The organism is Wolbachia endosymbiont (group B) of Philonthus cognatus, from assembly GCF_947179345.1.
Classification (GTDB): Bacteria; Pseudomonadota; Alphaproteobacteria; order Rickettsiales; family Anaplasmataceae; genus Wolbachia.
Genome location: NZ_CAMXBG010000002.1, coordinates 217,277 through 240,062, shown reverse-complemented (window position 1 = coordinate 240,062; position 22,786 = coordinate 217,277). Strand labels below are relative to the sequence as shown.

Sequence of the window (22,786 nt, the reverse complement as noted above, 5' to 3'; positions counted from 1 at the left end):
GCAAAAACTATAGTTGAAGCAAAGACCTTTTTATACTCTTGCTCCTACACCTATATTTAAAGGTGTAACTTTAGGATCGGTGGTGTGCTGTTGTGGTTTTTCTTGAATTAAATCTTCAAAATAAATTTTAACAATAGGAATAATGAGCGGCATAAGCACTAATTTATAGTCATACCATGCAAACTTTTCCTTGTAGCTAAATTCTGCATCTTCTTCGTATAAACGCTGGATGCAGTGCTCACTATATAATTCAGAAGCTTTCGTAAAAGTTCTAAGTAAAGCAATCAGTAATAAATCCAATGCCAAATTAACTATCAGCATTGTTCCATATTGAACAGGCCAGCCATTTTGTGCAATTTCCGATGCTAAACTGCACACAGCAAACGCTACTGCAATACATATCACATAATTATCAGCAGCAATAAGTAAATTAAACCTTCGGTTGAATCTATCCATATTTCCTTCTTGTGAACCACTTTGTTTACTTGCTGCATAAATAATGCCAAAGGATATCATGAACAACAATGGCCAAATCCCTATGCTGAATGCATAAAATTGAGAAGCGATGTTTTGCACTTTGCCACTGTTAGCAAGTTGCGATAAGTAATATTTGACTTTAGGCGACGGACCAAGTATCACATTTGCTAATATAAAAAATAAAAATGCTCTATTTATAGCTTTACTTCTACGTGATAAAATCTCATAGGTTTTTCTTTGCTCTTCTTGCTGTAATGGTATAGATATGCCAGCTGCTTTTAAAGCATTAAGATATTGCTCTAGCTTATCTTTATCTGCACTAAGTTTTTTAAACTTTTCTTCAGCTACTTTTTTTTCTTTCTCTCCTATTACTTTATCAGGGTGACATTTTAATGAAGCTTTTCTAAAGCGCCGCTCAACTAACTTAAGTACATCATCAAACTCCTGGCTTATTACTTCTTCCGCTTTTATTCCCAGTCTTGAAAATAAATTCCGTAAATCTTGATTACTGTAATATTGATTTCTAGTTAAACTTGCCACTTTAGCCTCATTAAAAAATGAGGCTTATACTACAAATTTAATACTCAAGCAAGAATTTAAACTATATTAAAAGCAATTTCTTGTTTATCCATATAAATCCTTAATTTCTTTCCTTTGATTAATTGACGATTCAGCATTTCTTCAGCCAAATGACTTTTTATCTCTTTTTCAATCAACCTCTCTATCGGACGTGCTCCCATTTCTTTGCTGTAGCCAGTTTGTGCAAGATAAAACTTTACTTCCTCTTCGACTAAGCAACTTATGCCCTTTTGCATAAGTTGCTTTTTCAATTCTTGAACAAATTTATCCACAATATACAAAATGACATCTAAATTGAGGTCAGAAAAAGAAATGACTGCATCCAAGCGATTACGAAATTCAGGGCTAAAAATCCGTTCTACTGCTTTTTCGCTATCACCAATATTAAAGTCCTTATACCCAAAGCCAATAGAACTTTTGCTACGCTCAAATGCACCTGCATTGGTTGTCATAATTAAAATTGTATTGGAAAAATTAACTTTACGCCCGTAAGTATCTGTAACATAACCATAATCCATGACTTGTAGTAATATATTGTAAATATCACTATGAGCTTTCTCAATTTCATCAAGAAGTACCACACTATATTGATTGTTAGATACAGATTCTGTAAGCAATCCACCTTGGTCGTAACCCACATATCCAGGAGGGGAACCAATCATTCTAGATATTGTGTGAGGTTCCATATACTCGGACATATCAAATCGTATAAGGTTCATACCCATATTCTGTGCTAATTTCTTTGCAAGCTCAGTCTTACCTACGCCAGTTGGTCCTGCAAAAAGATAATTTGCCAAGGGTTTACTGTAACTTCTCAGACCAGATTTAGCAATTTTAATAGAATTAACAAGAGACTCTATCGCTTGCTCTTGACCAAAAATGGCTTTCTTGAGATTTTCTTTCAAAGATTTTACTCTTTGCACATCATCAAGCTCGCAAGGTACGTTTGTAATCCTAGTGATAGTATTCTTAATATCTCTACTGTTTATAATTTTTCGCCTGTTTTTTTGTAACTTACAATATGCCCCTGCTTCATCTATAACATCAACTGCTTTATCAGGTAATATTCGCCCAGTAATATACTTGTGTGAAAGTTCAGCTGCAGATTTAATGGCATGTTTCGTGTAATATACTCCATGATACCTTTCATAGTAATGCTTTATACCATCTAGTATCTTTACTGTATCATTAATAGAAGACTCTTTTACATTAATTTTTTGAAACCTCCTTGCTAATGCTTTATCCTTTTCAAAGCTATTGCTATATTCTCTATATGTAGTTGCACCTATACAACGCAACGCACCTCTTGCAAGTGCAGGTTTGAGCAGATTGCCAGCATCAAGAAAGCTGCCACTTGTTGAACCCGCTCCAATAATAGTGTGTATTTCATCAATGAAAAGAATAGCGCCAGGTTTTGCCTCAATTACTTTTATTATAGATTTTATTCTCTCTTCGAAGTCACCTCTATAGCGTGTTCCTGCAAGAAGTGATCCTAAATCCAAAGCATAAATTATGCTGGATCTCAGTGCACTCGGAACACTACCTTCAATAATTTTCAATACCAAGCCTTCAACTATTGTTGTTTTACCAACACCTGGTTCTCCGACATATAAAGGGTTATTTTTTCTGCGTCTTAGCAAGATTTCTATAGTGCGATTTAATTCATAATCACGACCAATGACATAATCTATTTTTTTGCTTCTTGCATAATCATTTAAATTTCTACAATAATTTTGTAGAACTTCTTCATCTTTTAATAATTCACCTTTATTTGCTACAGTAGAGATATCGTTATTCTTATCAAGTTTTATCTTGCGATTAGTTACATATTCTTCTATATCACCTGAATATTTTATATTGGATATGTTATAAATCAAATTAGAATCCTTTGCATTCTGTTTGCGTAATAGCTCTTCAATGTATAAATCTTGCTCAGACAGAATCTCTAATAGAATACTTGCTCCATTTATTTCTTTTCTTCCCAGACGATGAGCTCGTATCATGGCTTTATGTATTATGCGTTGAAATAGCACATCAGGCTCAACTTTATTGACAGTTAATTCGGAGTTGTCTTGTAAAAAACCTTTTGCATTATTACCACGATCATTCCTTAATATAATATTATCTATATTTATGATTTCACCAGCTCTGATGTTACATCTTGATAAAACATAATTTACATCCACATCTTTGATTAATGCTAGCAACAAATGTTCCACTTTTGCATATTTAAGCTTACAATCAGAAGCAATCTGTAACGCTCTATTTAAACTTGCCTCTAAATTTTTAGAAATCATCTATTCTCTTTAAAAGTGTAAATTTATATATAATTAGTAGCACACAATTATTAAAAAAACTGAAATCTAGCAGCTCGTTGTAGCCAAATTGAATTAAGCTACAGATTATAGTCCACACAGCCTAACATTATACCGTTGTGATAATCTCAAAACGTTATAAGCAGCAGAATTAAGATTATCAAATTGTAGGTAAATCTAATTTGGGCTAGCTATATATTCTTTCTACCATCCTCCAATCACTTCACTTTGCAGCAAGTTTACTGGAGCTTTTAAAGAATAGAAGAATAGTTAAGTACATTAATACGCTTTTTCTAGTACTCTGCTTTTCTTCTTAAATACATTGATCTTTTTTCTACCATATTTAGCCTTTAACGTACTTGGCCTTTTAAAGATCTTTTTGCTGTTACGTTTTTGAGATTGCATACTACAATCAAAATTTGGCTCTCCTTCTTTATCTGCTAGTGCAGGCAGTCTTCTCTTATCTTGAGGTGTAACAAAAGATAATGCAAATCCTTCAGCTCCCGCACGTGCAGTTCTACCTATACGATGAACATAATCAGCTTGCGATTGTGGTACATCATAATTGATAACATGTTGAATGTGCGGAATATCAAGGCCGCGAGAAGCAACATCTGTTGCAACCATGATTTGATTGCGGCCACGACGAAAAGAATCAATGACTCTTTCACGCTTGTGCTGCCTTAAATCACCATGAATTGCCAAAGCGCTATAGTCATCTTTGTGCAATTTGTCAGCTAGCTGATCCGCTCCTCGCTTTGTTTTGACAAAAATAATGATCGATCCTTTGCGCTGACATAATTGTGTAACAAGCTTGCCATATTTTTCTGATTCTGATGCATAAACAACTTCTTGTTTAATTTTTACAGAAGTTGTAGCCTGGCAATCAACAGAAACACGCTCTGGTTGATTAAGATATTTTTCAGTAAGTTTTACTATTTCTCCAGGAAGAGTTGCAGAAAACATAAGAGTTTGCCTTATTTTAGGCAAATGCTTCATAATTTCTTCAATCTGAATTCCAAAGCCCATATCAAACATACGATCCGTCTCATCAAGCACAAGAATACCAACATTCCGAGTAACTAAAGTTTTACGCTCAATATGGTCTATAATACGACCAGGAGTACCTATTATAATTTGTGGTTTTTTCTGAAGCTGATTTAGCTGCCTAAAAATAGGCTCGCCTCCGATCAACAAAGCAACTCTTAGTAAAGAACTTTGAGATAAGAGTTTTCTTATCTCACTTGTTACCTGATGAGCAAGCTCTCTGGTTGGCACGATGACTAAAGCTGAACCAATGCTTGGCTCATTCATCAATTTAGCAACCAGTGGAATAGCAAACGCTAAGGTTTTTCCAGTTCCCGTTTGAGCAGACCCAAGAATATCTTTGCCTTGAAGAGCTAGAGGAATCGCTTGCACCTGAATCGGGGTTGGAACACAAAGATTATTTTTACTTAGAGCTTGCCTAAGCAAAGTTGGAAGCCCCATTTCATGAAAATTACTCACAATACATTACCCTATTAAAAAGCTTCACGATAGACTAATCTTCCAATCTTAAATTTATTGCAGACTTTTTATCTTCTCCGTTCCTACCACGCTCTTCTTTAAGCTCATAACTTACTCTTTCCCCTTTCATTCCTCTCTTTTTATCCTCTCCTCGAAGTGCATCAAGTCTTATTCCTGAACGTTCTAATGTACTAACATGTAAAAAAACGTCCTCACCTTTACCTTCTGGCTTGATGAAACCATAGCCTTTTTCAACATTAAACCATTTTATATTACCAAATTCCATATGGATAACTCCTAAACTACTAACTAATATTATTAATGTGATGAAAAACTTTGAAATTACGATTTAGAATGCTTTAAGCTTAGTTACTGCAGCTAAACTTCTATACTCCATAGTCTATTCTTAACATTACATATTAATAGTACACAATTATTGTACTTAATGCAACTAAAATTTTTAATCACTAAGTGAACCTGCTACTGTCATTTCGCTAACTTTAATCGTTGGTGAATTAAACTGCCCACAGAAAGTTAGGTCATTTGCAACAACTAAATTGCTAAACATATTTTTCAAATTGTCGGCAACAGTAATCTCGTGTATTGGATACGTTATTTTACCATTTTCTATAAAAAATCCGCATGCACCTTGACTATAATCGCCATTGATTAAATTAACACCAAAACCAAATAAATCAGTTACATATATTCCTTCTTTTACTTCCTCAATTAATTCCTTAAACGATCTATTACCATTTTTGAAATAGAAATTACTAGCTGAAGGAATAATTGCAGCATTACTTGCACGAGTTGCATTTGCGGTCGTTTCCAAGTTTAATTTCCTAGCCGAATATAGATCTAAAATCCAGTTTTGCAGTACTCCATTTTTTACAAATTCATTTCTTCTGCTCATTATTCCTTCCCCGTCAAACGGTCTTGATGTTATACCCCTTGGTAACAATGGGTCATCAATAATGCTAATCTCAGTATTAAAAATTTGATTATTTAAACTATTTCTCAAAAAAGAGCTATTATTTACAATATTGCTACCATTTATGGCAGAAGCAAAGCTCTTTACTAGCTCTTTTGCTGCTCTTTTTTCAAAAACAACCGGAAATTTGCCTGTCCTGATTGTACATGAACCCAATTGATCTATTGCTCTTTTTGCTGCTTCTTTCCCTATTGACTCCGGTGTTTTTAAATCACTGAAGTTGCATGCTACATCGTAATCGTAGCCTATTTTCATTTCACTCTTTTCTCCAGCAACAACAGAAACCTGATTAACAAAAGTTGACTTACTAAATGAACCAACAAAACCAGAAACGGTTGATAATACTGTATTTACTGAAGTATGTGAAGATGAAGCTCCTTCGGAATTAATAATATTTTTATGTGCAAGAGCTGAATTTTCTGTAGCTTCAGTAATTTCTTTTAATTTATCAATTGTTACAACATTATTATCTGAGATATTTAAATCTGCAGAAGAGATATAATTACTGCCATCTACAGCAAAACTAATATAATGATCTTCCTGGGCATTCTTTGCCATTTCCACCACTTGGCTCACTGCACTACTAAGATTATTCAAATCGTTTGTGGAAATATACGCAGCTTTGTTCTTACCTGCTATAGCTCTAATTCCGACAGTACAGTTTCTAGATTGTGATATTTGTTCAATTTTTGATAGACGCTGAGAAACCGAGGTCTTATTAGTTTCATATATTGTAACCTCTGCGTCTTGATTCTGCTTTTTTATTAGTTTAGTGATATCTGCTGCAATATTTAATATATTCATTTTTCATTCCTTGAGTTTCTATAAAGATTCTGCACCACCTATAACTTCAATCAAATCAGTTGTAATTGCTGCTTGACGAGAACGATTATAAAGTAATGCTAGTTTATTTAGCATTTCTTTTGTATTTCTGTTTGCTGATTCCATAGCAACCATCCTAGCACTATTTTCACTTGCTGCACTTTCAAGTAAAGCAGAATAAAGAGCAGCTGTAACATAATCTTGAGTCAAAGATTTTAAAATAAACTCAATATTTTGTGGTTCATACTCATAGCCGTAATCTGTTAGAGGACTAACTACAGAATTATCAATTAATAATGAGTCTTTACTCCATGGTTTTATTGTTTCTAATATTGGCTTTTGCATGAAGGTATTATAGAATTTACTGTAAAAAACCTTAACTTTATTGTATTTACTTAGATCTATATCACTAACCAAGGCTTCCACACGCTTTAGTTTGATTCCCTTACTATTTTCAACCTTCAAGATATTTTTAGAATTAAATCTATTTTTGCCTGTCTCAAAAGCTTTCTTACCAAAAAAAACAATGTCTACTTTCTTATCATTTGCAATTAATTTGTTTATATGCTCCTGACTGAATTTAACAACAGAGGAGTTAAAGCTGCCACATAAACCACGATCAGATGCAATAATAAATACTAGGAAAGAATCTTCATTATTGATATTTAGAATTCTTGCTAGTAACTCTTGATCCGCTGATAGCGCTAGTGAAGAAATAATGCTATGCAGCTTAGATATATGCAATTTTGAATTTGATAATTTCTTTTGGCTTTGTAATAATTTTGCTGCAGAAACCATTTGCATTATTTTCGTGGTTTTCTGCACAGACTTAATATTTTTAATTCTTAAGGATAATTCCTTTAAGCTCTTCATTTTGTATATAATTCTAATTTATTAAAATATATAACTGGTAATGTCTAAAAACAAGTTTTTTTGACATTGGAGTCAAACCTAATTAAGAAACTCACAGATTTACTGTTTTGAGATAAAGATTATATTAAAGCAATCTCGATGTAAAAGTATCACACCTTATGGAGTCTTATAATATAAGGTAAATACAATTAAGACTATTGCAACTTGAGCACTTATAATCCCATTGCTTTAGCTCTTTATTACAATCAGCACATTTCCAACCTGGATCAGGCACAGCTTCTGAGTCCATCCTGTTTAACCAATAAATTGCTTGATCATACTCTTGCAACATAATCTTGAGCTGTACCATAACAAGGTAGATTGATATGTAATTAGCTTTTTTCATAGCAATATCTAAATGCTGACTTGCAAGATCATATTTCCCTAAGCTAATTGAAGACAAAGCAAGCAAGCAATAACTAAAATAATAATCAGGGCGTAAGCTATATAGTCTTTCAGCGCCTTTATTATTTAACTTGATATACATTCTAGCTGATTGAGGAGTAGGATTTACTCTATACTCTTCCTCTAATACTGTGGAAGCTTTTCTGATTTTTTCAAGCTTGATATATAATTCTGCCTTTAAATAATTGATGGGCTGAAAAGTTGCATAATAACTTTGTGCTTTAGCTAAATAATCTATAGCTTTGTAAAAACTTCCTTTACTTTCGTATTGCTTTGCTAAAGCGCAATAAAAAACCGCTAACATCTTTTTACGATCAAAGGGAAGAAAAATATTGAATTTGATAGCTTCCTTTAACTTTGAAATTGCATTTATCCAATCTTCTTGCAATATACAATGCTCTATTTGAAAGGGAATAGACAAAATTTTATCATTAATTGAACTAGAGCAATATTCTATAAATTTTTGAAAGACTAACCTTTCTTGCTTTAGGTGAATAATCAGTTTATTGATCAGAAGTAGAGCTAAGTTGCGATTTTTACTTGCAATACTCGTTAAATTATGGCTGAAAAAGCTGTAATTTCCCGTTTTACCTGAATTAAAGAGCTTTACTAAAGATAATTTATCACTTTCTTCATTTAGATTTTTAATTAGCTTATTGGTGTTCTCTATATTACCTAAGTCTAAGCTAAAGAAAGCTTCAAAGAGAAGCAATTCTTCCCTACTTCTTCTTCTATTTTTTATGTTAGCAAATGTTGAGGAAATAGAAGAACAAAAACGTGCAACTGCAATCAATAAAAATAATAAGACTACGCAAGCAAGAATAACGAAATATAGATCAATACTTATAGTGTAATTGCCTAATTCCAATTTTATTACTTCACCACTTACCTTGATCCATATGCCAAATAAAAACGAAAAAGCAAAAATTATAAAATAAATCATGAGATGTATTGTAATAAGTGACGATATATTATTGAAGTATTCTTGAAAGCTACAATAAAATCATTCAATTTATTAAGCCATGGTTTGAATTCTGGGTATGTTAAGTCACTTATTGCGGTGGCTATGCTCTGCCAATCATTATCGCTTATTAATTCTTCAATTTCCGCAAGCTTTAACCTGAGTGGATCACTACGATCATCTATCTTTATCCAATTTGAAATGATTTTTTTAAACAAGTTACTTTTATTGTAGTTAATAACAGTCATGTTCTTCTCAAAAGACAATTTCAACCCGCGTAAAGTATCTACCTCTTTCAAATTTTCCAATTCATTTACTGCATTTTCTATCTCTGGATCGTCAAGCTCTGATATCAAAGGCTTTATTGAATTTATATGATTATCAAACTTGGCTTCTCGCAATAACGAATTCTTCATCTTAATCACAAGTAGCAGCAACTTTGCGAGGTTCTTATGCCTTAAACTACCATCACCTTGCTCACATTGAGTGTGCAGATTTCTCTTTAAGTCAAATATCCTTTTCTCTACCCTAGATTGATTCACTTCAAGCAATACTCTAAGTTCATCCATCTTTTCCGTTAAACCATTTATACTATTTTCACTTTCTTGCTGATTTATTTTGAAAAATATTATGTTATTTATTGCAATATGGCTAACAAATAACAATATAATTAAGAACCAACCTATGCATTTTTTTCGAGTATCATTCATAACGTAATATCTCCGCTGGGTCTTGTGCAGCTGCCTGCAATGCAGGAGGAATTGTTGCTAAAAATGACAAGAACAATGCAAGTGCAGAAATGTTCACTACATCTTGAGAAACTAATATCACTGGCAAACTTGAAAAAAAGTATATCATAGGATCAAATAGCTTGATGTTGGTAATGTTTTCTAAAAACACTCTAATATTTTCAATGTTGAGAGAAAAAATAACTCCTATAACAGAGCCAAGACAAGTTCCTGTAAAACCAATTAACAGCCCACAAGCACAAAATATGCGCATAATGCTTCCACTTGTTGCACCAAACGTACGCATAATTGCAATTGCGGATTTCTTTTCTTGCACTATCATCATCAAACTTGAAACAATATTGAATGCTGCCACAACTATAATCAAAGTAAGAATTAAAAACATCACATTTCTTTCAGTTTTTAAAGCATTAACATAATGGCTTTGCTGAGATTGCCAACTTTCAGCTTTCATTCCTGTTTCTTTTGCTATAGCGTTTGCTAGCTTATTAGCCATAGCAATATCATCTACAAACACTTCTATATTTCTCACACTATCTTTATAATTAAAAAAAGCCTGAGCTGATTTCATGGGCATATACATCAAGGTATTATCGTACTCAAACATACCCATATCAAATATTGCTACAACTTTATATTCTTTCATTCTTGGCATTTCATCAAGCAATACATCAAATCCTTCAGGAGATACAAGTATAATATTATCACCATAATCAATATTCAAGGCTTCTGCCAATCGTGCCCCTATTATTACTCCTTCATCGAATTTTTCCACATTACCCACAATCACATTATTTGTAACGGTAGTGTTATTAAATAAGTCTTTAGCTGATACACCACGAACTACACTACCTGCAATTCCACCATTTGCTGCAACGATTACTTGATCATTGGTCATAGAAGTAGCTTTTAATACACCTGGGATTTTCTCAATAGATTTTAACACTGCGTGGTAATCTGAATTTATGCTTCTATCAAAGTAAACATTAATATGGCCATTAATGCCAAGTACAGAGTCGAGCAGCTTTGCTCTGAACCCATTCATTACAGACATTACTACTATTAGCGTTGCAACTCCAAGAGCAATACCAATAATAGAAAACAAGGCCATTATAGAGCAAAATCTAGAATTCTTTGCTCGCAAATAGCGAATAGCCATAGTAAATTCAAAGGCAATAGACATTATACTAAGATTTAAATATCATACTTTTTATGCTTCATATAACTGTAATTTTTCCTTTACCTCAAATTAGGTTGTCTAAATTTAGCAAGCTTATAGAATATATTCAATATTCTATATTAAGACCTTCCATATATATCGTCCAATCTTACTATATCATTATCAGATAAAAACTTTCCTACCTGAAACTCAACTATCTCAAGAGGAAATCTTGTACTTTTATTCTCAATTTTATGAAACACCTTCCTTGGAATCTCTACTACATGATTTTTTGTTATAGCATATGTTTTGTCATCTAAACTCACGCATCCAACCCCTGATAGTATTATATGGTACTCATCTCTATAGTGGTGAAATTGCTTAGAAGTGCAGCTCAGTGGATTTATAAAAAGGTATTTTATAAGAAAATCCTTACCCATTAAAATCACACTATAAAATCCCCATGGCTTAATCTCTTTCCTTGTTGGCTTTGCTTCTTTAACTTTATTAATGAACAACATTAGGCTCTTATTTTGCCGTTTATAAACTCTACCTAATAAAATCTTTTCACCATTTTCTGTCATCAAAACTGGCTCTCTTCCTTTTGTTACATGCTGAAATGAAACTAAATTCTCACTAAATCTCTTACTCAGTTCTAAAACTGAACTCCAAGTACCAATATCCATCCAATCAAAATTAGCTTCTACCATTGCAATATTTTCTGCTTTTTCTATCACTAGGTGATCAATAGATGTATCACCCATTCCTGCACAATTTTGCTGTTCTAAATACAGAAATCTCTCTCGTGGTACAAAATGCTTCATACTTTCACAACATAAATTATAGAGAGTCGGAGCAATTTTTTTTATCTCATCTATATAGCGCTTTGCTTTAAACACAAATATTCCAGAGTTCCAATAATGATTATTGTCCAGCTCATATTCAGGCTTTTCTATAAAGCTCTTTACTATGTGATATTTCCCTTTCTGACCATATACTGCATTTATATAGCCGTATTCCGAATTGAATTCATGAGGCTTTATCCCAAAAGTGACTATAGAGTTAGTTTTAGAGGCTAGCTCAGACGCTTTCTCAATAGAAACATAAAAACTATTCAAATCACCTATAAAATGGTCTGAAGGCAGAACTAAGATTGTCTCGTTCCTATCGCAGAGAAGCACAGCAATTAGTATTGCTGCCGCTGTCCCAATTTTAACTGGTTCAAAAACTACTTTACATTCCTGTAATGCATGTAATTCCTGCATCAATAATGACTCATATTGTATATTTGTGGTAATGATGGGTGGCATATAATCGCCTTTTAGCCTCAACAAAGTGTTGTGAAACATAGTATTCTGACTAAATATTTTCTGAAATTGCTTTGGCTTAGATAGAGGCCAAAGTCTGCTGCCACTACCACCACACAGTATTACAGGGCGCATTTAATTAAGATATTAATTATTTGATTAATATCTTATACTAACGGCAAAATGCATGCAAGTTTTTATTGTGAGATGATTAAAGTAAAAAGTAATTTAAAGTGATGGTTGACTACGAGCGTGATGGAGTCCCTAAATTTTTTGATGAATCTTGTCTTCTTTCTCTCTCTCTATCAATATAAGGAGTGTTGCTTTTTTGATTAACGGCTGCAGCTACTTTTTCATCAGTTTTGTTTTGCAACTTTTCCTTTAAGCTTTCTCCAACACCTAGTTCTCTAGATTTATCTATACTTTCACTATTTTTGCTCAACCCCTTCTCTAAGTTTTTTTCAATATCTGATTTTCTAGCGTTAAGCTCTTTCCATGTACCCGCTATGCTAAGTGGCTTATGATCCTTCTGCTTCGGCTTTGGCCTTTCCCCATTTGTAACAACATTAAAGTCGCTTTTTACTTCTTTCCAACATTCTTTCAATTGGTGTTTCCACATAGTAAGATAAGCATCACCATACTTTTTCTCATTTGCTACAAACAATAAAATTGGAGCCTTAAGTATGGTAGCTCCCATATTCACTAAATTTTTTACTGCCATTGCAGGGGTGAACAAAAGATAGCCAAAAGACTTTGCAATTGGGTTTTGTTCGCTTATTAAATACTCCCCTAACTTTATAGGAAGAGAGGTCAACAATTTAGTACAAACTTTAGCCAAGCTTGTAGCAAAAACGATAGAAACAGATATAAGACTTTTATCTAGCTCTAGATTACCATCCTGATCTCTAATTTCTGAAAAATGGGTGCTTAGCTTCTTGTAATCACTAGCGTATAGTAATTTTCCATTTCTTCCTTTTTCATCTCTATCTTTCTCATCAACTTCTCCCGTTTCATCATTGATGAAGCAACCTTTTTTAGCAAGAAAAGAAGAATTAGTTAATCTAAGTAACTTAGTATCAACCTCAAAGACCGGCAAGTGTTTTTCAAGATCTATTTTTGAAAACTTAAATGGATTATAAAATTTACTATAATCATTAACCTCACGCCTACCTTTACTAACTAAAAAGTCAATAGTAAAGTAAGATTTTTTATCAATTTCCTTAACCAAGGCTAGATCAAATTTGTATTCATTATATATAAGCTGGTACTCTGGATTTCCGTCTTTATCTTTTACAAGCTTGTCATTTTTTTTTACAACTCTCCCAGAATCTACAATCTGATCATAATTTTTTGGATATTGACACTTTCTTCCATCCTCATATATCATTACCTTCCTAAGGTCTTTGACATAAACTTGAGAGTCAGATGAACTAAATAGATCCTTCACCTTTAGCGTAAGGTCTATTCCCCACTTTTTCAATGTCTCTAACATATTGCTAAACCAAAATCGCTATAGTTCAATAATAAAACTAGTACACTAATAATATATTAACATAGAACTGGCAACTTTACAAGAAAATATGCCTATAAAAGAAAAAAGTCGTAAAAGCAAGGACTATATAAGTAATGCTTGATAAGTATTTCATGCATGTAATTGTAAAAATCCTTAGAGGTACGCTGTCTATATAATCTTCACACACTACCTGCATTCCAAGAACTGCATGCCAAAAAATGCAAAACACCAATATAACAAAAAACAAAAGCTCTAGTGGATGATTAATAGCCTGAAATAATTTTTCATTAAAAGATAAAGGGCTATCAACATAAAATGTGCAAGAAAATGAGTAAATAAACCAAGGAAATAAAAATAACAAAATCACCGCAGAAACACGCTGGATCCACCAATGATGTACTGAATTTATAGATTGACTCATATAAATATAAATAAAAAAGCAATAGTAGAAAGAAATAGCATTATTGTTAGTAACATAGCACTTTTTAAAACACTAGCAATTTCTAAATTAAGCCCAGCATCCCACAATAAATGACGAATACCATTAAGAAAATGATACATAAAGCTTACAAAGCATAAGATATAAGCTAATTTAGCAACAGGAGTGAACAATAATGCATTTAAGCACCTTACTATAATTAACTTAGGGGAGTAAACATATAATATAAAATACCAAGAAAGTATGATTAATAAAAGAAATAGCAAGATACCAGTCAATCTATGCATAATAGAAAAAAAACTAGTAACTTGTACTTTATATATTTGTAAATATGGGGAAAGAGGCCTATTACTCATAAAATTTCGTTATCGAGAAATTAAAAAATAAAGTAGAAGTAAAGACAGCAGTATAGTACATAATGACACTATTATTTGAAATGGTGAATTACGTACAAAGCCTAAGGAGGTAATCCAGCTGCAGATTCCCCTACTGCTACCTTGTTACGACTTCACCCCAGTCACTGATCCCACTTTAAATAACTCCTTCCTTGCGGTTAGGCCATTAGCTTCGAGTGAAACCAATTCCCATGGCGTGACGGGCAGTGTGTACAAGACCCGAGAACGTATTCACCGTGGCATGCTGATCCACGATTACTAGCGATTCCAACTTCATGTACTCAAGTTGCAGAGTACAATCCGAACTGAGATGGCTTTTAAGGGATTGGCTTAGTCTCGAGACTTTGCAGCCCATTGTAGCCACCATTGTAGCACGTGTGTAGCCCACTCCATAAGGGCCATGATGACTTGACATCATCCCCACCTTCCTCCAGTTTATCACTAGCAGTTTCCTTAAAGTCCCCAGCATTATCTGATGGTAACTAAGGATGAGGGTTGCGCTCGTTGCGGGACTTAACCCAACATCTCACGACACGAGCTGACGACAGCCATGCAACACCTGTGTGAAATCCGGCCGAACCGACCCTATCCCTTCGAATAGGTATGATTTCCATGTCAAGGAGTGGTAAGGTTCTTCGCGTTGCATCGAATTAAACCACATGCTCCACCGCTTGTGCGGGTCCCCGTCAATTCCTTTGAGTTTTAATCTTGCGACCGTAGTCCCCAGGCGGAATGTTTAACGCGTTAGCTGTAATACAGAAAGTAAGCTTCCCATATTTAACATTCATCGTTTACAGCGTGGACTACCAGGGTATCTAATCCTGTTTGCTCCCCACGCCTTCGCGCTTCAGCGTCAGATTTGAACCAGATAGACGCCTTCGCCACTGGTGTTCCTCCTAATATTTACGAATTTTACCTCTACATCAGGAATTCCTCTATCCTCTTTCAATCTCTAGATTAATAGTTTTAAAAGCAATTCCAAGGTTAAGCCTCGGGATTTCACTTTTAACTTATTAACCAGCCTACGCGCCCTTTACGCCCAATAATTCCGAATAACGCTAGCCCTCTCCGTATTACCGCGGCTGCTGGCACGGAGTTAGCCAGGACTTCTTCTGTGAGTACCGTCATTATCTTCCTCACTAAAAGAGCTTTACAACCCAAAGGCCTTCTTCACTCATGCGGCATGGCTGGATCAGGCTTTCGCCCATTGTCCAATATTCCCCACTGCTGCCTCCCGTAGGAGTCTGGACCGTATCTCAGTTCCAGTGTGGCTGATCATCCTCTCAGATCAGCTATAGATCATTGCCTTGGTAGGCTATTACTCCACCAACTAGCTAATCTAATATAGGCTCATCTAATAGCAATAAATTTTTCCCCCCTAGGGCGTATACGGTATTAGTTGCCGTTTCCAACAATTATTCCGTACTACTAGGTAGATTCCTATACATTACTCACCCGTCTGCCACTAAGTTATACCATAGCAAGCTACAATATAACTCCGTTCGACTTGCATGTGTTAGGCCTGCCGCCAGCGTTCATTCTGAGCCAGGATCAAACTCTCAAATTTAGACTTCAACCTATAAAAGGTTGAGGGTACATCGGATAAATCCGACAAAAAATAATTTAGCTTGATACTGCTGTCTTTATTTCTACTTTAGAAATATTTTAATCTCCAACTATTCAAACAACTCTAAGAATATTATTATGTGATATAATCACTATGTCAATATGTTTTTGCAAATCAAAAGCATTAATGTATAAATATATAACTATTTGGAATATTACCATGAAAAAATACATCTTTCTGCTTGCACTCGCGCCAATGTTAGTTGGCATCACATTATACTTATTGCGCAACATTGATAACACAAAACAATCTATAACTGCAGGTGACAAATTTTACGAAGTATTATTCTTAAAAAAAGATAATAAGTCACTGCTAGAAGAAATAGATTCAAATTGGGAGTATTTAGCAAATTTTGAACGCGCATTCAATCATATCTCAGATTCAATGCCAACAGACACAGCATCTATTATTTATAATGATTTGGCAGACGATAAAGATGCTCCTGATGTTTTGCGTGAGTTAGCACAATACTTAGAAGTAATGAGCTTACTTCACTACAGCGGTGAAAAAACAAATAGAGATAAAATTAGTAATTTAGAATCAAATGCAGTGTACCCTTATTCAAGCCAAGAAGCTATCGCTATAGTAAAGATACACAGTAACGACATTAAAGGTGCAATTGAAATATTGCATTCATTATTAAATGATAGAGAATGTCCGACTCTAATCAAGGCCAATGCACAAGAATTACTTCGGATATACGAAAACTAAAAAACTTGCTTGCATAACAATTTGGCAGCGCATCTGATGAAATAAAGAACTTTACTTGACAAACCTCCCTATTTTATTATGGCACTAAAAGTATTTATGACTCAAAATTTGTTTTTGACTGTAGGATCAATCACAAAATCCAGTAAAAACTTAGGTGTTTATTGGTAGATTACGTAAAATTATAGCGGTTTTTTAAATTTTTTCTATACTCAGCCAAGTCGCGCTTGTTAGAACATTATTACAGCACCACTTACAGTAATATAGAGTCAAAATTTCACTACTCAGAGGTTCCTTTTACCCTTTTATTTAGTAAGACTTCTCTATATTTATAGTTAATATATCAAAGAATAAACTTCACTAGCAGAATGTCATTCTAGCACTAAAATGACAAAAAGAGGATAAAATCGCAATAGCTATGTATCAAGCACCGTTGTATTTTCTCTATATTTTAGATTACTTTGTTTACCCCCCTCCCTTTACCATTCAGCTACGCAGATAGTTACTACAAACCATAAAGATGTTTAAAAGAAATCTAATTTTTTATCAACTCATACATTTCATTACCAACTTCACAATAAGGTTCTGCAGTTGGATAAAAATAATCAAAAAAGAAATAATCCTTTAGTATTTCTGTGCTGCATCCAGAATTATAGTAAGTATCAAGCCTTCCTTTAAATATCAACAAGAGTATCTTTATACTTTTTCCAAATCACCCTCCCCCAAACTGGTCTACGATGTTTGATAGGTATGCATCTCGATCATTTAACCCTTTGCTCTTATATTTACCAAGCATACTTTTCATTTTAGAATTAAGATCGAATGCTTTTATTTCAAGATCTGCACCTTTCTTCATATAATCTAAATCATTAGCTAATTTTGTATTGAAACTCTGTGTAAGCTTTGCAGCCAGCTCTCTTGCTTTTCGTCTTTATTAAAGCTAGTATCAAACCAACCTCAGTCACATTTGCAACAATCACATGCTTTACACCATATTCATTTAGAACCAAATGCATTACATATTTCACTAACCGCTTTATTTCAATACTTTTTCTGCTTTAACATTGTTATAAGCAGTGGCACCCATAATATTATTTCCTCGATTATAATGAAAAATAAAATCTCCTTTACCTACGTCTGGATGATGTTTAATTACTGCGTTTAGCTGATTAACTAAACGAAATTTATTGAGGAAATAAGAAAAAATAGGGTTAAGAATTTCAGATGCTGTTGCATATAAAATCGCATAGTTATGACCTTACTGTTCATAGTATCGATCAAAAAATGAGCATCTCCATGATGACTTAAATTCTTCTAAACCTAAATACTTTGCTACATATTCAACAACAGTAAGGCCATTGCTAAAAATCCTCCTTAATAAAAAGGGGCATTAAGTTTCACGTTTCTTACAAAGGATAAGTTATTAAAATTTCAATAATTACACCATTATCAGATAAACTATCACCCAGAACACAAAAATTTTTACACTTTTAATTAGAGTTATTCTTTTTATTTGCCACAACATTCAATATCTAATCATACTGCTCTATGAAGCCTATAAAAAAAGAAAAATAGGGTAAAATTATAAAACTTTGGCTGAATTTTACCTATTTTTTGAGCAGCCCTTCTGCCTTAAAAGAAACCTCTAAGTTTTTTAGCACGGCTTGGATGTTTCAACTTACGTAGTGCTTTTGCCTCTATTTGCCTAATTCTTTCACGTGTAACATTAAAAATTTTTCCTACTTCTTCTAAGGTATGCTCTTTTCCATCTTTACCAAGGCCAAAGCGCATCCTTAGAATTCTTTCTTCTTTTGGTGTTAAAGTTGCAAGAACATTGGTCGTAATGCCACGCAAGTCGGCAAGTATTGCAGCATCCTCTGGTTTAGAAACTCGCTTATCTTCTATACAATCACCGAAGGTACTACTATCATCCTTTCCTGTTGGAGCTTCAAGACTTACTGGATCTCTTGCTATTTTCATAACTTTACGTATTCTTTCTATCGGCATTGCCAATTCTATACTTAATTCCTCTAATGTTGGCTCTCTACCCATTCCATGAGTCATCTTTCTTAATGCTTTATTGATTTTACTGATAATTTCCACCATATGAACTGGTATTCTAACTACTTTAGACTGTTCAGGTATTGCCCTAGTTATTGATTGTTTTACCCACCAAGTACCATAAGTCGAAAATTTATATCCACGTTTGTAATCAAACTTATCTACAGCCTTCATAAGACCAATATTGCCTTCTTGTATCAAGTCAAGTAGATCAAGTCCTCTTTTTGAATACTTTTTAGCAATTGAAACCACTAGCCTTAAATTAGCCTTTATCATCTCTTGCTTTGCTTCAGAGACTTCTCGTTCGTGTTTTTGTATTCTCTTGATTAGCTCCTTAAACTCTTGTACTTTATCTCCTTGTACATAACTCTTAATATTTCTTAAGGCACTAGCTATATATTCATAGTTATCGTTTATAAACCTTAAGAATTTATTTTTTAATTCACCTGTAAAAAGGGACTGATTTTCATTCTTCTTTAAAAGACTGATTTCGCTCAATTCGTGCTCTAAAAGCACAGCACAATAAATATTATAGAAACTTTCTCTATCAATATCGTACTTTCTAGCCTCAGTAATAAGATTAGCTTCTTCAAACGTGATTAGTCTATTTATTTCGTAAAGTTTTTGTGTAATTCTGGCAATAGCAGCATCACTAAACTGAATTTGTAATGCTACAGACCATATTTGATTATATAAATTTTCTAGCTCATTAGAGAAATCTTTAGAATTTTTTTTCAATACCAATGCTTCATTTGTGAAAGTAATGATCTCATCCAATGCTGTGATAACCTTTGGCAATAAATCACTTTCCATTTCAAGAACAGAAATGTTTAAATTCGCTGAACTTATATCTTCACTCTCATTTCCCTTTTCATCGTTGCCTTTTTCCTCATCATCAACATAATCTTTAACATCTTCAGCTTCACTTTCTTCTTTGGCTACCATATTGAAATCAGAGTTATAAATTGCATCTAGATTTATCATTTCTCTCAGCAAAAAAGTTCCCCCACTTAAATCATCACGCCATGTTTTGATCATGTTGAATGCCACTGATGTTTCAATTATTGCACGTAACATGTTATGCTTTTCAGATTCAATTTTTTTTGCTATCTTAATTTCATCTGCTCGTGACAAAAGCTTTACAGAGCTCATATCTTGTAAATAAATCCTTACTGGATCATCATTTTGCACTAAAGTTGTAGTAGTATTCAACGATGTCTCATCATCATCAAGCTTATTACCATCATCATTAGAAGGAGCTTCTTCCTCATCTTCACTACTTTCGAGTATGTTAATTCCAGAGTCTTGCAATAAAGCTATAGTATCATCTATAAAATCAGGTGGAAAACTTTCATCTGACAACTTATCATTTATATCATCAAAAGTGATAAAACCGCCCTTTCTTATACTTTTGGTTACAAGATCTTTGATGATCTTTTTCCTATCTTCCGTACCATTAATAGTTGACATCATTACCTTTACAGTTTATAATTTTATTTCTTATTTATCAAATAAACTTACAATTAGCAAGCTTATAGTTTTATTCTTAATTTATAGTTACTTGCTACTTCATATAGTTTAAGATACTGTCAATTTATTCACACTCTTCTTAATCAACTAATCTCTCCATTCTTACTACTATGGACAATCCAACTGAAAATGTTGCAATTCCAACCACTATAGCAGTAAGCATTAAGACGTGAGGTATAGGATTGGTATATAAGTGAAAATTTGAAGTCAATATAGGAGGTAAAGAACTTTTTACATACCCTAAAGATATGTAAAACAACAAAACAGATGCTTGTAAGACACTTAATCCCATCATTTTTTTTATTAAGTTTTTATCATTTACAATGATATAGAAACCTAGCGCCATTAATATAGTAATGCCTACATAATTATATAGAGTCATTGTTTTTTCTTGCGAGCAAAATTTATATATATGATTAACATGGAAGAAGAGACGGTAAGCAATACACCCAGCTCCACTAAGAAAATACCCAATTTTTGACCTGTTCTACTATCAGCTGACAATATACTATAGGATAAAAAATTTTGGCCAAATAAAACTGTTATAATACCAGCTCCTCCATAGGTTAAAATACCTAGTACGTTAGTAAATTTGATAATAGAGTAAGGTATTGCTTTTAAAGTTGTAGGTATATCAAATAACATAGAATATAATATTATCCCAGAAGCAATAATTATTCCCGCCTGAAAACCTCCACCTGGAGTATAGTCACCATGAAACTGTATGTATAAACCAAAAAAAATGATAAAAGGTATCATCAAAAATGTTACTGCACTTAATACCGGATCTTTAATCACTTTCTTTCTCTTCTAATATTAACATTATACAAAGTGCAGCAGTAAAAACTACTATAGTTTCTCCAAATGTGTCATAGCCACGAAAGCTTGCTAAAACAGCTGTCACTATATTAGGAATACCAATAGCTTTTTCAGTATTTTCTACATAATAAGGAGCAACGTGCAAGTGAACTGGAGCATTATGACTGCCAAAATCTGGTAATTGAATCATAAAGTATGATAAACATGCAGTCAAAAATAACATAAAAAAAAGTGTTGTGGGGCTATGAGATAAATTTGCTTTGTAATTCTTTACCAAAGAGAGTGCTGCAAACGTAAAGACTGTGCTCAATCCTGCACCAACAGAAGCTTCAGTAATTGCAACATCTGGCGCATTCATAATCAAGTACATAAGTGCAATAAGTGCACTAAATACACACATTAGAACAGCACTTACAACCAAATGTTTCGAAAGAACTATAAAAACTGTAACCGTGAGTAACAGCAAAAGTAATATTAGATTCAGTATTTCTAGCATCTTAACCTTCTTTAATAGTCTTTACTTTTATAATAAGTACGCGCTAAAATATAACTGTTAGTTGAATTGGCTATCCATATTATAAAAATCAATAATATAACTTTAATAGTATTGATTGAAAATTCATTTTGCCAAGCAAAACCAATCAACAACAACATTGCGCCACTAGAATCTGTAATACCTACAGCATGTAGTCTAGTATAGAAATCAGGAAATACTACTACTCCTAAGCTTGAAATGACTATTAAACAAACACCTAAAAATATGAGAATGGATGCTACCATAAATTATCAAAACAACATTAATCTCATTAGCGCTATAGTTGATATAAAGCTGATGCTAGCATACAGTAATGCTATATCAATTAAAAAAAAATCATTCAGAATAATCGATATTGCTGTTATGAGTAAAACTACTTGTGTTGATAAACTATTGAATGCTAAAATCTTATTGTACACATCACTTGACCTAAATACTATACAACATAACATTACACTCATACAGAACAAAAGCGCATAGATAGCAATACTAATCATTTATAAGCTATTATAACCTCTGCAGATTTCTAAATCGGTACTTCTTCACCACTATCTTGATCATCTATTTCATCATCGTGGCTTTCTTGACTTACATCCAGACTTGTGTTAAGTTGATGATCAGAAAAATTTAACAAATTTGCTAGCTTACTTGGACTATTAATATAAGTATTATCTGTGTTTCCTTTCATGTGCTCCTTGCACCTTTTCACCAAAAGGTTAAACAACTCATGAGTATTCACCTTCTTTTCTGCTATTTCATATAAAGAAACTATCGTATCCTTATGATCTTTAAACTTAACCATTTCAACGGGATCGCTTGCCCCTGTACTCAAATCATGCGTTCTTTGACTTGCTAGCAGAACCAATTTAAAACGGTTCTGTACCTGTTCTACACACTTTTCTACAATAGACTCAATCATAAAATACTACCTTTATAAACTTTATACTATATCACAAAAAATAAGATGTCAACTTCG

General features: G+C 33.4%; 23 protein-coding genes and 1 rRNA gene. 1 reads left to right on the top strand and 23 read right to left on the bottom strand.

The features are described 5' to 3' along the window. Positions 1 to 30: 30 nt before the first annotated feature. The 14 genes from ONG78_RS03095 to ONG78_RS03030 all read right to left on the bottom strand — a co-directional run bounded on the left by ONG78_RS03095 (position 31) and on the right by ONG78_RS03030 (position 16,097). Positions 31 to 1,017, bottom strand: coding sequence for a molecular chaperone DnaJ (locus ONG78_RS03095; protein ID WP_264377645.1), 987 nt, complete (start codon positions 1,015 to 1,017; stop codon positions 31 to 33). A 56-nt stretch (positions 1,018 to 1,073) separates the two neighbouring features. Beyond that, the gene (locus ONG78_RS03090) at positions 1,074 to 3,353 is read right to left on the bottom strand and encodes an AAA family ATPase (RefSeq protein ID WP_264377644.1); all 2,280 of its coding nucleotides are present in this window, start codon (positions 3,351 to 3,353) and stop codon (positions 1,074 to 1,076) included. Between the two features lie 297 nt (positions 3,354 to 3,650). Beyond that, complete coding sequence (locus ONG78_RS03085) at positions 3,651 to 4,877, bottom strand: DEAD/DEAH box helicase (protein WP_012481988.1); 1,227 nt, start codon at positions 4,875 to 4,877, stop codon at positions 3,651 to 3,653. Positions 4,878 to 4,911: 34 nt separating this feature from the next. Further along, positions 4,912 to 5,163, bottom strand: coding sequence for a cold-shock protein (locus tag ONG78_RS03080; protein WP_264377643.1), 252 nt, complete (start codon positions 5,161 to 5,163; stop codon positions 4,912 to 4,914). A gap of 174 nt (positions 5,164 to 5,337) precedes the next feature. Continuing rightward, on the bottom strand, positions 5,338 to 6,672 hold the full coding sequence (locus tag ONG78_RS03075; protein WP_264377642.1) for a TldD/PmbA family protein: 1,335 nt from the start codon (positions 6,670 to 6,672) through the stop codon (positions 5,338 to 5,340). Positions 6,673 to 6,690: 18 nt separating this feature from the next. Further along, the gene (atpG, locus tag ONG78_RS03070; RefSeq protein ID WP_264377641.1) at positions 6,691 to 7,563 is read right to left on the bottom strand and encodes an ATP synthase F1 subunit gamma; all 873 of its coding nucleotides are present in this window, start codon (positions 7,561 to 7,563) and stop codon (positions 6,691 to 6,693) included. Between the two features lie 166 nt (positions 7,564 to 7,729). Next, positions 7,730 to 8,950 (bottom strand): tetratricopeptide repeat protein, encoded by a 1,221-nt coding sequence (locus ONG78_RS03065; RefSeq protein WP_264377640.1) that lies wholly within the window; start codon positions 8,948 to 8,950, stop codon positions 7,730 to 7,732. Continuing rightward, on the bottom strand, positions 8,947 to 9,678 hold the full coding sequence (locus ONG78_RS03060; RefSeq protein WP_226079284.1) for a hypothetical protein: 732 nt from the start codon (positions 9,676 to 9,678) through the stop codon (positions 8,947 to 8,949). Before ONG78_RS03060 ends, ONG78_RS03065 begins: the two co-directional genes overlap by 4 nt. Next, on the bottom strand, positions 9,671 to 10,900 hold the full coding sequence (locus tag ONG78_RS03055; RefSeq protein WP_264377639.1) for a lipoprotein-releasing ABC transporter permease subunit: 1,230 nt from the start codon (positions 10,898 to 10,900) through the stop codon (positions 9,671 to 9,673). Before ONG78_RS03055 ends, ONG78_RS03060 begins: the two co-directional genes overlap by 8 nt. Positions 10,901 to 11,016: 116 nt before the next feature. Continuing rightward, complete coding sequence (locus ONG78_RS03050) at positions 11,017 to 12,318, bottom strand: sugar phosphate nucleotidyltransferase (protein ID WP_264374558.1); 1,302 nt, start codon at positions 12,316 to 12,318, stop codon at positions 11,017 to 11,019. A gap of 109 nt (positions 12,319 to 12,427) precedes the next feature. Beyond that, positions 12,428 to 13,675 carry a hypothetical protein gene (locus ONG78_RS03045; RefSeq protein ID WP_264377638.1) on the bottom strand — a complete coding sequence of 416 codons (1,248 nt, stop codon included), beginning with the start codon at positions 13,673 to 13,675 and terminating at the stop codon, positions 12,428 to 12,430. A 76-nt stretch (positions 13,676 to 13,751) separates the two neighbouring features. After that, positions 13,752 to 14,117, bottom strand: a complete 366-nt coding sequence (gene sdhD, locus ONG78_RS03040; protein WP_264377637.1) for a succinate dehydrogenase, hydrophobic membrane anchor protein — start codon at positions 14,115 to 14,117, stop codon at positions 13,752 to 13,754. Then, complete coding sequence (gene sdhC, locus ONG78_RS03035; protein WP_264377636.1) at positions 14,114 to 14,491, bottom strand: succinate dehydrogenase, cytochrome b556 subunit; 378 nt, start codon at positions 14,489 to 14,491, stop codon at positions 14,114 to 14,116. The genes sdhD and sdhC overlap by 4 nt, the downstream gene beginning before the upstream one ends. A 102-nt stretch (positions 14,492 to 14,593) precedes the next feature. Then, a 16S ribosomal RNA gene (locus tag ONG78_RS03030) occupies positions 14,594 to 16,097 on the bottom strand. A gap of 153 nt (positions 16,098 to 16,250) precedes the next feature. On the opposite strand from ONG78_RS03030, the gene ONG78_RS03025 reads away from it, so the two are divergent. After that, positions 16,251 to 16,868, top strand: a complete 618-nt coding sequence (locus ONG78_RS03025; protein WP_264374555.1) for a hypothetical protein — start codon at positions 16,251 to 16,253, stop codon at positions 16,866 to 16,868. A 709-nt stretch (positions 16,869 to 17,577) separates the two neighbouring features. Here ONG78_RS03025 and ONG78_RS03020 read toward each other — a convergent pair. From ONG78_RS03020 to rpoZ, 9 genes are all read right to left on the bottom strand, one after another. Next, the gene (locus tag ONG78_RS03020) at positions 17,578 to 17,721 is read right to left on the bottom strand and encodes a hypothetical protein (RefSeq protein WP_029237693.1); all 144 of its coding nucleotides are present in this window, start codon (positions 17,719 to 17,721) and stop codon (positions 17,578 to 17,580) included. A gap of 13 nt (positions 17,722 to 17,734) precedes the next feature. After that, positions 17,735 to 17,881 carry a GDSL family lipase gene (locus ONG78_RS03015; protein ID WP_236607939.1) on the bottom strand — a complete coding sequence of 49 codons (147 nt, stop codon included), beginning with the start codon at positions 17,879 to 17,881 and terminating at the stop codon, positions 17,735 to 17,737. 616 nt (positions 17,882 to 18,497) lie between these two features. Continuing rightward, positions 18,498 to 20,396 carry an RNA polymerase sigma factor RpoD gene (gene rpoD / locus ONG78_RS03010; RefSeq protein WP_264374803.1) on the bottom strand — a complete coding sequence of 633 codons (1,899 nt, stop codon included), beginning with the start codon at positions 20,394 to 20,396 and terminating at the stop codon, positions 18,498 to 18,500. A gap of 139 nt (positions 20,397 to 20,535) precedes the next feature. Then, positions 20,536 to 20,838: a cation:proton antiporter subunit C gene (locus tag ONG78_RS03005; protein WP_264374554.1), complete on the bottom strand. Its 303-nt coding sequence runs from the start codon at positions 20,836 to 20,838 to the stop codon at positions 20,536 to 20,538. Beyond that, a complete protein-coding gene (locus ONG78_RS03000) occupies positions 20,835 to 21,254 on the bottom strand; it encodes a Na(+)/H(+) antiporter subunit B (protein ID WP_007302439.1) in 420 nt (139 codons plus the stop codon). Before ONG78_RS03000 ends, ONG78_RS03005 begins: the two co-directional genes overlap by 4 nt. Next, positions 21,247 to 21,771, bottom strand: coding sequence for a DUF4040 domain-containing protein (locus ONG78_RS02995; protein WP_213863894.1), 525 nt, complete (start codon positions 21,769 to 21,771; stop codon positions 21,247 to 21,249). Before ONG78_RS02995 ends, ONG78_RS03000 begins: the two co-directional genes overlap by 8 nt. Before the next feature lie 11 nt (positions 21,772 to 21,782). Continuing rightward, entirely contained in the window at positions 21,783 to 22,055 is a 273-nt protein-coding gene (locus tag ONG78_RS02990; protein WP_264374553.1) for a monovalent cation/H(+) antiporter subunit G, read from the bottom strand. Positions 22,056 to 22,061: 6 nt separating this feature from the next. Further along, entirely contained in the window at positions 22,062 to 22,307 is a 246-nt protein-coding gene (locus tag ONG78_RS02985; RefSeq protein ID WP_319606842.1) for a monovalent cation/H+ antiporter complex subunit F, read from the bottom strand. A gap of 29 nt (positions 22,308 to 22,336) precedes the next feature. Next, on the bottom strand, positions 22,337 to 22,729 hold the full coding sequence (rpoZ, locus tag ONG78_RS02980; protein WP_264374551.1) for a DNA-directed RNA polymerase subunit omega: 393 nt from the start codon (positions 22,727 to 22,729) through the stop codon (positions 22,337 to 22,339). Between the last annotated feature and the right edge of the window lie 57 nt (positions 22,730 to 22,786).